General features: G+C 45.2%; 10 protein-coding genes and 1 pseudogene. 4 read left to right on the top strand and 7 right to left on the bottom strand.

The window, feature by feature from the left end:
* Positions 1-109: 109 nt before the first annotated feature.
* Both FW774_RS13620 and FW774_RS13615 read left to right on the top strand, forming a co-directional pair.
* Positions 110-1,078 (top strand): polyprenyl synthetase family protein, encoded by a 969-nt coding sequence (locus tag FW774_RS13620; RefSeq protein ID WP_149348758.1) that lies wholly within the window; start codon positions 110-112, stop codon positions 1,076-1,078.
* A 589-nt stretch (positions 1,079-1,667) separates the two neighbouring features.
* The gene (locus tag FW774_RS13615; protein ID WP_149348757.1) at positions 1,668-2,279 is read left to right on the top strand and encodes a TlpA family protein disulfide reductase; all 612 of its coding nucleotides are present in this window, start codon (positions 1,668-1,670) and stop codon (positions 2,277-2,279) included.
* Positions 2,280-2,439: 160 nt separating this feature from the next.
* Here the strand turns inward: FW774_RS13615 and FW774_RS13610 are convergent, their stop codons facing one another.
* From FW774_RS13610 to FW774_RS13580, 7 genes are all read right to left on the bottom strand, one after another.
* Positions 2,440-3,525: a metallophosphoesterase gene (locus FW774_RS13610; protein WP_149348756.1), complete on the bottom strand. Its 1,086-nt coding sequence runs from the start codon at positions 3,523-3,525 to the stop codon at positions 2,440-2,442.
* A 47-nt stretch (positions 3,526-3,572) separates the two neighbouring features.
* Positions 3,573-4,172 carry a histidine phosphatase family protein gene (locus tag FW774_RS13605; RefSeq protein ID WP_149348755.1) on the bottom strand — a complete coding sequence of 200 codons (600 nt, stop codon included), beginning with the start codon at positions 4,170-4,172 and terminating at the stop codon, positions 3,573-3,575.
* Between the two features lie 365 nt (positions 4,173-4,537).
* Positions 4,538-5,971 (bottom strand): FGGY-family carbohydrate kinase, encoded by a 1,434-nt coding sequence (locus tag FW774_RS13600; protein ID WP_149348754.1) that lies wholly within the window; start codon positions 5,969-5,971, stop codon positions 4,538-4,540.
* Entirely contained in the window at positions 5,971-7,416 is a 1,446-nt protein-coding gene (locus FW774_RS13595; protein ID WP_149348753.1) for an FGGY-family carbohydrate kinase, read from the bottom strand. Before FW774_RS13595 ends, FW774_RS13600 begins: the two co-directional genes overlap by 1 nt.
* 4 nt (positions 7,417-7,420) lie before the next feature.
* Entirely contained in the window at positions 7,421-8,395 is a 975-nt protein-coding gene (locus tag FW774_RS13590; RefSeq protein ID WP_149348752.1) for a 2-hydroxyacid dehydrogenase, read from the bottom strand.
* Positions 8,396-8,420: 25 nt separating this feature from the next.
* Entirely contained in the window at positions 8,421-9,089 is a 669-nt protein-coding gene (locus FW774_RS13585) for a GDSL-type esterase/lipase family protein (RefSeq protein WP_149348751.1), read from the bottom strand.
* A 13-nt stretch (positions 9,090-9,102) separates the two neighbouring features.
* Complete coding sequence (locus tag FW774_RS13580) at positions 9,103-10,386, bottom strand: MFS transporter (RefSeq protein ID WP_149348750.1); 1,284 nt, start codon at positions 10,384-10,386, stop codon at positions 9,103-9,105.
* Between the two features lie 376 nt (positions 10,387-10,762).
* Here FW774_RS13580 and FW774_RS13575 point away from each other — a divergent pair.
* Positions 10,763-11,199 (top strand): annotated as a pseudogene (locus FW774_RS13575) (7TM-DISM domain-containing protein); the annotation flags it as partial.
* A 57-nt stretch (positions 11,200-11,256) separates the two neighbouring features.
* Positions 11,257-12,723, top strand: coding sequence for a 7TM diverse intracellular signaling domain-containing protein (locus FW774_RS13570; protein ID WP_410522743.1), 1,467 nt, complete (start codon positions 11,257-11,259; stop codon positions 12,721-12,723).
* Positions 12,724-12,900: the final 177 nt, after the last annotated feature.

Raw genomic sequence — 12,900 nt, 5'->3', positions numbered from 1 at the left:
ATCAGTTTATAGTTCACTTTACAATACTATCATCGTGGTTCCCATTCAGACGTTCAAAAAACCAAGCGGCCCAAACTTTTAACTCTAAACTTTTCACTTTCAACGTGTCATGTGTACTCCCGAACAATTACAGCAACTTATTGTACAACAGCTAACAACCATACAACTTCCCGCACATCCGGCTAATTTATACGCTCCTATCAACTATATTTTAGAACTGGGCGGTAAGCGCATCCGGCCGGTGCTGGTACTTATGGCTACCGATCTGTTTGGAGGTGATGTTAACAAGGCCGTTAAGGCGTCGCTGGCTATTGAGGTGTTCCATAATTTCACGCTGGTGCATGATGACATTATGGATAATGCCCCGCTGCGTCGTGGGAAAGCTACCATTCACGAAAAATGGGGCGTTAACAATGCCATTTTAAGCGGCGATGTAATGATGGTATTATCCAACCAGTTGCTCACCGAAACTGAACCGGCCTATCTCAAACCGGTACTTGATACGTTTAACGCGACAGCGCAGGGCGTTTGCGAAGGTCAGCAGCTGGACATGGAGTTTGAGCAACGCGATAATGTAACCATCGGTGAATACATCAACATGATACGCCTTAAAACGGCGGTTCTTCTTGGCGGAGCATTGAAAATAGGCGCCATTATCGGCGGCGCTGATGAAGACCAGGCAAACCTGATCTACCAGTTTGGCGAAAACCTGGGCATCGCTTTTCAGTTGCAGGATGATATCCTCGATGTATATGGCGATCCGCTGAAATTCGGCAAACAAGTAGGCGGTGATATCATCGCAAACAAAAAAACCTTCCTTTTACTCAAAACGCTTGAGCAGGCATCTGCCGAAGAAGTAGCACAGCTCGACCTGCTTGAAAACCACGGTAATCCCATTCATAAAGTTAAAGCCGTAACCGACATTTACAATAATAACAGCATCAGAGCATTAACTGAACAGGAGATGCAAACGTACATCGATAAGGCTTTCGCGGCGTTACAGGCCATCCGGCTGCCGGCAGAACGTAAACAGCCGCTGCTTCAACTGGCCCAACAGCTAATAGACCGGGATAAGTAGGAGACAAAAGAGACAAGAATCAAGAAAGTAAGTCTTCCTGCAATAAAAATATCATCGGTGCTTCTATTGAAGATTTTAAATCTTTAACTTGCATTTATATTGTGATGAAATTCTATCCGGCAAAAAAGGTGAAACAAAATTCCGCAATACGGATAATAACCGTATCGCTGCTAAGCACGCTGTTCTTAGTATCCTTATGCCCTTTTAAAAAAGGACTTTATAACCTGCTGGCTAATAAAAACGCTGCGACACACACTCAATCACAGCACACTATCTTAAAAAAGCAGGTAATAACATTACAGGAATGTATTAAGCAAGTCACCTCGGCTAAAAATCAAGAGCAAACATTGCCATGGGTTTGCGTCTTATTAACCTTCACGTTATTTATTCATTGCTTCAGGAGCTTTTACCGGTTACGATTTTCATTAAGATTATACAATCCAACAACAGTCCCCATATACCTTAGAAATAAGACATTATTAATCTGAAGCTTATCCAAGCTAAGCACAACCTATTATCTTTTAAAGGTAAATACGTAACATAAAAAGTTATTCAGGGAAATCTGTTTCCCAATTAAATTCAATTAATCATGACGATCAAAAAATATTTAAGATCCAATTTAGGGTTCATCATTACGCTTATTGCCATTATGCTCATGGCTTTCAGTCCCACAGTAAAAGGCATTGTTATGCAGGGACTTATCAAAACAGGATTATTTAATCCGGATGTCAACGACAGTGACAAAACCGGCGAATCGCAACAAGCCGACCAATCCATTGCCATGCCTGTGGCACCATCAGCGACCTTTACCGGCGAAGATGGCTCGGCAATCGACCTGACCGATTTAAGAGGTAAGGTCATATTTTTGAATTTCTGGGCAACCTGGTGTCCGCCATGTATGGCCGAGATGCCATCGGTTAATGCCCTGCATGAAAAATTCAAAAACAATCCATCCATTGTTTTTATGCTGGTTGATGCCGATGGCTCACTGAAAAAAGCTTCTGCCTTTATGAAAAAGCGTAATTTCAGTCTTCCGGTATATATTCCGGCAGCTAAAATTCCGGAGGAGTTGTTTCAGGGAAGCCTTCCCACAACAATTATCATCAACAAAAAAGGAGAAATTGTTTTTGGCCATGAGGGAATGGCCGATTACAATTCGCCAAAGGTTCATCAGTTTTTAAACAAGCTGATAACTGAATGATATTATGAAGAGGGTGTCTAAAAGTCAACGAAGCCATCAATTACGGTCACGCTGACCCCGAATTCTCGGGGGAAGCGCCTGTAGCCACGATGAATCAATCCTTCGACAGGCTCAGGATGACCATAGCATACTTTTAGACATCCTCTTCTATCCCTTCTAATTAATCAAGCGTAAACGTAAACTCGTCAAAAGACGCTGTGCGCCATGCAAACTGCTGCGTAGTTGGTGAGATAGCAAAAAGCGGCGAAAAGGTCTTTACTTTTACGGTTTTGCCGTCGGGTAAAAATTCAAGGATACGCAGCCAGCCATCACCACCATTTCCGTACCAGCCGCCACCCAATGCCTGTGCATTAAATACCATTTGCTGTACTTTTTTGCCTCCGGCGTTGGTATCGGTACGGAAAGCTACATGCGCCCGCATGTTATTGGGCTTGCCGATATGACCGGCGATAACCATTTCAATATTTTTTGATGGTTTTACCAGTTTTTGCCAGATATCTTCCCCATAATTGGCATCGGCAATTTTATAATTTTCCTTTTTTATGCGCTCATTATCGGCCTGCATATATGAGTGGGTAATTAAAATCACCGTATGGTCTTTATACTTCGGTTGGTTCACTACCTTATTGGCCCAATCTATAACAGCATTCCGGGGCGCAAACTCAAGCGCCAGTACCAGAAACTTTCTGCCTTGCGGCGAAATCAGTTCATACGCCGCGTTTTCAAGTGTAGGTACGCCTTCGGCATTGAGGCCAATCTCACGTAAAATCGCTTTGTTTAGCGGGTTTTTATCTACCGGGAAATAAGTTCCGTAATGTGATTTCCGGTCATCGGCAGGCTTAATAATACCATAATCATGATTACCGGCTACAGCTACGTACGGTACTTTGCCATCCAGCTTGCCTAAACCCGCAGCTACAGCTTTCCATTGCGCTTCCGGGGATTGATTTGCTTTACCCGGATCCAGATCTATGGTAGTATTATGCTCTACCAGGTCGCCGGTGCACAACACCATTTTAATGTGCAGCGGGTCAATATTCTCACCAATCCAGGATGTCATCAGGTTAAAGATCGGCTGGTTCCGCTCAAACTTTACATACGTTTGCGGATCCGGCAGCAAAATCATCGACCACGAATCGGGATTACTTAATGCCGGCGGCGTGTACTTTTGCTGGGCATGAACGCCTGCTGTTAATACCAATCCTGTAATAAGGATAAGGTAAAAGCGAATGATTTTTTTCTTCATTGCAGTAAATTTAGTTAGCAGTTAGTATTGGAAGCAAACGGAGGTATCTATCCTTTACTATTTAATTTTTTCAAAGCAATTTCCCCATGATCATCCAGGCTAAACAGCGTGACTGATGAATTTTCCTGTACCAGCCGGCGATAATTTTTCAGCTCCATACTCAGTTTCCAGGCCATGTAAAGGCGATTCACACCATTATGCGCCACTACCAAAATGGTTCCTAATGGGTATTTCTTTTGCATCTCGTTAAAGAAATCATCAACCCGTGTCACTACATCGAGAGCAGTTTCGCCCGTACCACCAGCTTTTGCCGTTGCCGGGTCATTACACCAATCGGCCCAGTATTGCGGATTTTCGGCTACAAATTCCTCACGGGTTTTACCTTCCCAGGTACCAAAATCAGCTTCTATCAGGCGCTCATCTTTTATAACTTCCTTATTTCCGCTTGCGGTTAAGGCTGTTTGGTACGCCCGTTCAAGCGGAGAGGAATATATCGCGTCAAACGCAATATTTTTCAATTGTTCTTGTACAGTTTGTGCCTGCGCCTTACCCTTATCGGTCAACCCGATATCGGTACGACCGCAATAACGGTTTCCGTCGGCATTCCAGTGTGTTTCCCCGTGACGTAATAAATAAACAGTAAGCATAAAAAAAATTCAAAAGTAAAAATTCAAAAAATAGAAACAGATAACCGGTTTAAAATCATTGATACATGGATAAATCTGTGCGCATAAAAAAGTAAAAATTCAAAAGACAGAAACGGATAACACGCTGGCTCAATGCCGGGCCTTTTTACTGTTTAACCTGAAATCGATTGTTATTTAGGCTGCTTACTAACAGATTGCTTCCCCCTATTGCTCAAACCCAGCGCTTTCCCGAAGTCTCGGGACAATGACGCTCCTATTTTCGTTCCCGAAATTTCGGAACGAGAAGTTACGACGAATCTTTGTTAATCTGCCTTTGAGCAAGACTATTAATCGAACTCAGATTTTTACTGTTGAATTGTTACTTTTTACTTATCATTAATATATCCCTTTTCTGCCAGCATCGTTACAAAACGTAAGTAATCTTTTTGATAACGCTGTGTTAATTCCCTGTCGGGATGGATTTCCTTTTCAATCTGCGTTAACGCGACCGTCGCTTCGCCAAGCGAGCTAAATCGTGTTTTAGATGCTGCCAATATAGCCGCCCCAACCGCACCGGTTACATGCTTCATTTTATAAACCGGTTTGTTGAGCACATTACTCCGGATAGTCAGCCATACATCGCTGTTACTACCGCCGCCGGCAGTGTACACCGCATTTACTTTTTCTCCCGACAGCTTTTCAATCAGCTCAAACGCGTAGCGCTCAATATAAGCCACGCCTTCCATATTGGCGGCAAAACGTTCTGCCGGCGTTAACCCTTCGGGCTCAAAACCCCTCGCCTGAGGTGCAATAAACGGAAACCGCTCACCATCCTGCCGTAAGGGATATGCCATTAATCCTGTTGGAATCAACGTTGCGGCCTCGGCATTTACAGCGTCTAACATCCCGCTAAATTCCTGGCTTACCCAGTCGGCACCGGTATTGCTGGCCCCGCCCGGCATCCAGTACCCTTCGGGATGACGATGACAATATAAGCGGTCTTCCGGGTCAATAATTTCCTCGCGGGTAACACCTTTCACTACTAAGGTTGTCCCGATGGTGGTGTTCCAGTCGCCGGGGTTTACCGCTCCCGACGCCACCTGCGATGCACAGCCATCTGTCATTCCGGCAACCACGACAACATCGTTATTCAATCCCAATAAACCGGCTAACTCCGGCGTAATTGTCCCGATAGGCGTGCCCGAGGGAACTACCATTTGCAGCCACTCTTTTTTCAGCGGAAGCTGCTCATAAATGTATGCGGGCCAATTCTCGTTCTTCACATCATAACCCGATTTTAGCGCATTAGTATAATCGGTTACGTTGTAACGGCCGCTTAGCTTGCCGATAACAAAATCGGCAGCATGTATCCACAAGGCTATCTGATTGGCTTTTTCGGGATATTGCTGCACGAACCAAACCATCTTCGAAAGTCCGCTGGAAGCATTAAAGCCCAGGTAACCGGTAATACCGGCATCCACAGCTGCCTGCTTGCACCATTTCGCCACTTCTGCCGAGCGTTTGTCGCTGTACATGATGGCATTATGCAAAGGCTCATGATTCCCGTCGAGCGGGATGACCGTACCCGAGGTAGAAGTAACCGATACCGCTTTAACCGTTACGGCTCCTGCCGCTTTCAATACCGTTTGTAACGAACGCAGGCAGGAATCCCACCAAACTACCGGCGATTGCTCTTCCCGGGAATCACCGGTTAACGCAAAATCTTCCTCACTGCTGCCCAGCACATTTCCATGCTCATCCAGTAAAACTACCCGTGCACCCTGTGTGCCGATATCAATTCCTAAAAAACAATCGGCCATTAAACTACTTTTTTAAAGGTTGACCGGGCATGTTTCCACTCTTTGTACAGCGAGGTATAATAATCGCGGTTTTCGGGCTCAACCACCTCAAGGGTTTCAGGAAAATGTTCCTTTTCGCCTAAGGCAGCGTTACAGATATAGGCTCCGCCAACTACGGATGATTGCCTGAAATTATCACGGATTTTAATCTTTTTGTTCAGCAAATTGGCAATGAATTGGCGCAATATGCGACTTTGAACGCCACCACCACAGGCCCAGATATAATCGTAACTGTGATTGGTTACATCGCATAAACTGTGGTAATTTTCTTTGATGCTGCAGGCAATATCCCATAAGGTGGCCCACACAAAACTGCCACGGGTTAGCTGATGCGATACCGGCGTATTGAAAATAAATCCACCTTTGGTTAGCGGCGCTTTTTCATCGGCCAGCAAAGAACCCAGGGAGGCTACACACTGAAAATGTGTCATTTCTGAAAGTTCCTTTTCAATGACTTCGTAGCTTTCGTTCGGATAAAATATCTCTTTAAGCCGCTGATAATTCAGTCCCGTTACACCGGCATTGGCTTCCAGGATGAAGCTGTTTTCATCGGTATGGCGGCTTGTCCAGGTGCGCTCTTTTGAATCGGTAATGTACGTATCTATCAGCTTAATAATGGGTGTGGTTGTGCCCGAAACAATCACAATATCATCAGTTGTTGGGTTGGTGCTGCGTATGGCCAGTTGTGTATCGGCTCCACCTACAACCACAACCGCGTCATCGGCTATTCCAAACCGGTCGGCGCTTTCGGCAGTGATTTTGCCCAGAATAGTACCGGATGCTTGTAACTGCGGTAAAATAGATGGGCTTAAATTAAACACTCCGCACAACTCGTCCGACCAGTTTTTGGCGGCAACATCATACAACAGCGTTTCTGATGCCTGCGAGTGCTCATAACGGGCAATGCCGCTCAGCTTATATTGCACCCAATCGCTGATGCTTAAAAAAGTGGAAAATTTATCCCAGATATCCTTACGTGCTTCGCGGGTTCCTACCAGCTTTAAGGCTGAGAATAAGGAAGTGGGGAAGCGGCCGGTTAGCTGGTAAACGCGGCTTTTATCTTTTATGATATCTTCCCATTCGCGTCCGCGATGGTCAATATTAGGCTCCCCGATCAGCGATTCACCATTTTTTCCTATCAGCACAATACCTTCACGCTGGCTGGTTGCCGTTAAGGCTTTTATACGCACATCCGGCGTACGGCTTAAAGCGGTTGTTGCCAGGCGGATGATCTGATCCCACAGCTCATCCGGATCAAAATAAATGGATTCAGGATACTGTTCATCCTTCTCATAATGAACATTTTCGCGTTCTATACTAAGGATTTCACCGGAAGCGGTTACTACAGCAACCCGTACGTTACCGGTTCCTATATCGATAACAATGTATGCGTCTTTCTGGGCCATATTATTATTTGGCTAAGGTTTGATTTTCTTTTTCTGCGGTGTACCAGTTCACCAGCTTTTTGTTCAGGATATTGACGTGATGGTCTTCTACCTCGAAGGTAGCGCCTGCGGTATGCGGCGTGGCCAGCACATTGGGCATTTTAATTATTTTATAATCAACGGCATCGGGCGGCTCATGGTCAAATACATCCAGCACCGCACCCCGAATTTTGTTATTTTCCAGCGCATTAAGCAACGCTTCGCGTTTCACGACTACCGCACGGGCCGTGTTCACAAAAATAGCATCGGGTTTCATGCGTGAGATCAGGTCTTCGCCAATCATCCCTTTGGTAGCATCATTTACCGGCAAATGAATGGAAACAACATCGCTGGTTTCAAACACATCTTCGATGGTTGTTTTTTCATATTCCGGTTTTGGTGAATCAATATACGGATCAAAGAATTTTATCTGGCAGGGAAAGTTCTCAACCATTTCGGCAATACGCTGCCCTACAGCACCGAAGCCAACCATGCCGATGGTTTTGCCGGCCAGCTCATTACCTTTAAACTGCAGGTAGGATGTGTGCGCACCTTCGCCCCAGTTTTCGCCGGTTAGCCACTGCCAGCTCGGGATGGTTTTGCGCAGGAGATTGATCACATTTGCGATAAACATCTCGGCTACAGCCTGCGCATTACGGGCCGGAGTATGGAATACAGAAATTCCCAGCTCTTTAGCGGTTTGCACCGATACATTGGATGGTGTACCGCGGCATACACCGATAAACCGGAGGTGTGGAAATGCCCTGATCACTTTTTCGGTTACCTCATCGTGCTCGGTTATGAGGGCATCGGCCTGCGTTTCCTGCAATAAGCTGATCAATTCCTGCTCGTTATACGCCCGGCCATGCGGTTTCCATGGCCGGTATATTACCTCACCAAAAAGTTTCTGAACTTCTCTCTGTCCCTTATCATTGTACGGCGCTGTTATTAAAATTCTCATGCTTCTAATCGTTATATGGTATTATTTATTTCAGGTAAGGTTGCAGCACTTTTGCCCACACCTGGTAGCCGGCGGCATTCAGGTGCAGCCCTTCGCGGGTATATTCGCTGCTCAGGCGTCCTTCGCTATCCAGGAAATGCGAATGCAGGTCTATCAACGTAATGTGCTCTTTGGCGGCGATCTTTTTTAAGCCTTCGTTTACGGCTGCAATGTGTTCGTCTTTATTATAATGATTGGGGTACTGTGTAAACGTGTTGTTTACCGGCAGCACGGTCTGGAAATAGATCTTCGTTTTCGGCGAGCCGGTTTTAATGCGGCTTACCATACGCTGGTAGTTGTTAATGATAACATCATCCGGAATGTTACGCGATATATCATTAATACCTATCAGGATGAATACCTTGGCCGGATGCCCGTTGATCACTTCGTCCAGGCGTTCCAGCACACCGAAAGTAATATCACCCGAAATGCCCCGGTTTTTGGCCTGCGGCAGATTCAACAGCTCATGCCAGTCGGTTCCGGCAGTTATGCTGTTACCCAGGAAAACAATATCGCTTGTTGAATGACGATAGCTTTTAAACTGCTCAACCTTCAGCTCATAGCTGCCCGGACGGTAGGTGCTGTCCCATTTTACGGTTTGCGCAGCGGCAAACGTAACCGGTAGCAGGAAAAGAATAATTAATCTGATCTTCATGACATTCAATTTTTTAGCTCACCACAGGATCTGTTTTAACGGCTTCGGCATGGTGCGCTGTTTTGGCGTTATCCGGCAAGGTGATGAAGCGGGTAAGTATGGCGCTCAGGAAATATAACCCGGCCAGGATCCATACCACTCCTTCGTTACCTGCACTTCCAATAAATAAACCGACAATTGCGGGCCCGACAAACACGGCCAGTCCTGCGCCAAGGTTTAATATCGCCATAGCGGCGCCTTTATCTTTCTTAACCAATGATGGAACCAAGGCCGACAGCGGCACATAACCGGCCAACAACGCTCCCCACAATACACCGCTTAGCATAACCAGCCAGAAGCTGCTTCCAAATAGTGCAGGCGAATAGTAAAACAGCAACGTGGTAACACCACACCCGAAGCCGCCGAACCACATTACTGTATTGCGCCAGCCGAAATTATCGCCCACAAAGCCGAATATCAGGTTAAAAGCTATGTTGGCCGTAAAAATGGTTCCCCATATTTGCAGCCATTCGGTAGTTGAAAACCCGTGTGTTGCCATATAAGTAGGCATGAATACCGGAAACGCAAATTGCGCCGTAGTATTAATAATGCGCACAATGCCGCCTAACAGCACTTTGGGTTCTTCCTTTATAATAGTAAGACCTTTTGCCAGTTCCTGTGCTTTGCTTTCGCCACGGGCCTCGCTGGTTTTAAACTTATCGCGGTTTAACACCAGGGCGAACAACGCACCTAATGACACCCAGAAAATTGAGCTCCACAAGGTGTTCAGGTAGCCTAAATTGATGATAGCCCAGCTTGAGTAATAAGCGCCGAACACGTTTAATCCGCCGGTAAATACAAACCAAAACCAGCCTACTGCCCGGCCCAGCTTTTCGCGGGGACTGTTGTAGGTGATCCAAACCAGGAATGAATAAGCAAACAAGGGATAGCCGAATCCGCGGATAGCATAAGTGATCAGCATCACACCGAAATGCAGATCGGGCATACCCAAACCTACAAAGCCTGCCGTACCTAAAATGTAAAGCAGCAATCCCATCAGCATGGTCTTTTTAGGGCCAAAACCTTCGGCCAGTACGCCCGAAAACCAGGAGGAAATGGCAATGGTAACGCCATAAGCGGTAAACAGCGACGCCGATTGCTGAATGGTCATGCCCCGACCGATCAGGTACGGACTTAACCAACCCTGCTCTACCCCATCGCCCATCATGAAAATTAAAATACCTAAGTAGCCCCAGCCAAGCTTACCGGGAATTCCCACTTTATCCAATAAAGAAGGTTGTGAATTGTTTTGGTTCATCTTTTCGTTTTATTAGGTTATTGTTAGCTTAAGAATCAGTTAGATGTTATCAGCGGCTTATTCATAGTTCATTCAAATAAACAAAACAAAAACTATTTAAACAAAATTTAAGAAAAAAAAAGTGTTTTAAATGGGTTGGTTAGTGGTTAGTGGTTAGCTGCAACCTGGTACATTTACTTTGTTGCAATCGTTGTTATTCGACAATGTTTAAACGTTATCGAATTTGTTATCAGCTATCGCTATTAACCTAATGGTTGCAGGTCATAATCACAACGCCCCCAACGCAAAATGTATGACGTAAAACTTACAACTTCAAACAACCAATAATATCAATTGATTTCCTAACTTAGTACCTTATTAATCAACGCTCTTTCGGATGCCCAAACTAAAATTGGCACTATCTTTTTTTGCACTGCTTTTTCCATTGCTACTGCATGCACAGAAAGCAATTGATATAGCCAGCCAACCCTATGAAAATCTTGGCAAAAAGTTAGGTTTTTACGAGGATACCACTACAAAGCTGACCATTTACGATGTTTCGTCGCCTGATTTTCAGGCCAATTTTAAGCCCGGCAAGAAAGATATTTTCGGCAAAGGCGTTACCCGCAACGCCTACTGGATAAAAATGGTTTACAAGCCCTGGCCCGTGGCGAAAATTACCTGGTTTTTGATCAGCCTAATATCGATACCATTAAACTCTATTTCAAGCAGAACGGTCAGTATACCACATTAGTATCAGGAACTCATGCTCCATTGGCAAGCAAATACCTGGTTTCTTCGAACTTTATTTTCAGGCTTCCGGACAAGGGAAAAACAGACACCTTATACGCCCGCATCAGTGGTAGCAACATTATCAGCATCCCGGTTAAAATGGGCACCTCAAAGGTGATCTTCAATGCCCTCATTAAACGCCACTCGCTGGAAATAATTTATATCGGCTTCTTTATTTCCCTCTTTTTATTCTACTTATTCCTATGGATATCAGTTTGGGATAGAAGCACGTTTTATTACATCTTATTCATTTTATTCGGCGGATTTTACATCGTAGGATACCTGCGGGGCTACAGCTATTTATTTGGCGACGGCTTTAAAGATTTTACGGTACATTTCAGCTTCGCCATAGCCGGCGTAGGCAATATGGCAGCCATTATGTTCTCCATCCGTTTTTTAAAGTTAAAAGAGTACTGCAATACCTGTTACAAAATAGTAAATATATTGCTGGCATTATGGGCCTTGCATTTAATTGTAGCACTGTCTGGCATGCGTTCGCTGGCAACCAACCTGTTACAGATATTAGCCATCCTCCAAACCGTCATCTTCATGATCGCCGGGATCCTTGTTTACAGAAAGGGATTCAAACCGGCCAAATATTATATCATTGCCTTTACCGGCCTGTTCATTGCCATTGCCTACACCATTCTAAGCTTTTATAACGTCTTCCCCATGACGGATTACACCTGGCAGTACATTCCTATAGGCGCCACTGCCGAGATGCTATTGCTTGCCTTTGCCCTGGCAGACCGCATTAAAGTGTTACAAAAAGAAAAGCTGGCAGCCGAAGAAGCCAATACCAGGCTGATGAACGAAAAAAACATATCCCTGCAACAAGCTATTGATGAAAAAACGGCAACGCTGCAGGAAACCCTGGCCAAGCTACAGGACAGCAATGCCATTAAAGACAAGCTGTTCAGCATTGTAGTTCACGATATGCGAAGCCCGTTATCAAATCTTGCCGGGATTTTAACCTTAAAACAGGAAAATCTTATCGACGATGCAGAGTTTAACCTGTACATGACCGACACTAAAAACCAGATCGAGCTGGTTAACGACAGGCTTAACAACCTGCTCTTATGGTCGTTCTCGCAAATGAAAAACACCGGCAGCAAACCTGAGCGTATTAACCTGGAACAGTTTTTCGAAGAACACATAAAGCTGTATCAGCATCTGGCGGCGGCCCGCAAAATAAAGATGCACATCAGCATGACCTCACCGAATGAGGTGACCACAGACAAAGGACATTTATCGGTCATTATCAGGAACTTCCTGGATAATGCCACCAAGTTTACACCGGATAACGGCTCTATTGAGCTTGGCGCCGAAATTGCAGACGGGAATTACAAAATTTATGTTAAAAATACCGGAACCATAGCTCCCAATAAGCTGAGTGAGATTCTGGAGAACAATGCCGTTACTATTAAAGAGAGTGCCAGAAAAGGCATCGGGCTGGGCGTATTGCTCTGTAAGGAGTTTGCCCTCAGAATGGGAGCAACATTCGGTGTAACCAGCGCCAATAACGAAACGGTCTTTTTTATCCTGCTGCCCGGGACAGCTGGCTAATAGTACACCTTTTATTTTTGGAAAAGCAGGTGCAGCAAGTATCGGTTGGGATAGTCCCGTGTTACGCTCATACGCCTGCGGGCCTGCCCCGATACCTCGTGGGGCTTTACACACCAGGCCGGTATCCGCTTCACCCGGGTTTATTTTTGTTAAAACAATGCTGCTATTATCTTTCTT

The organism is Pedobacter sp. BS3 (assembly GCF_008274585.1).
Taxonomy (GTDB): Bacteria; Bacteroidota; Bacteroidia; order Sphingobacteriales; family Sphingobacteriaceae; genus Hufsiella_A.
The sequence above is the reverse complement of the archived record's forward strand: the minus strand, read 5'-3'. Positions and strand labels throughout refer to the sequence as shown.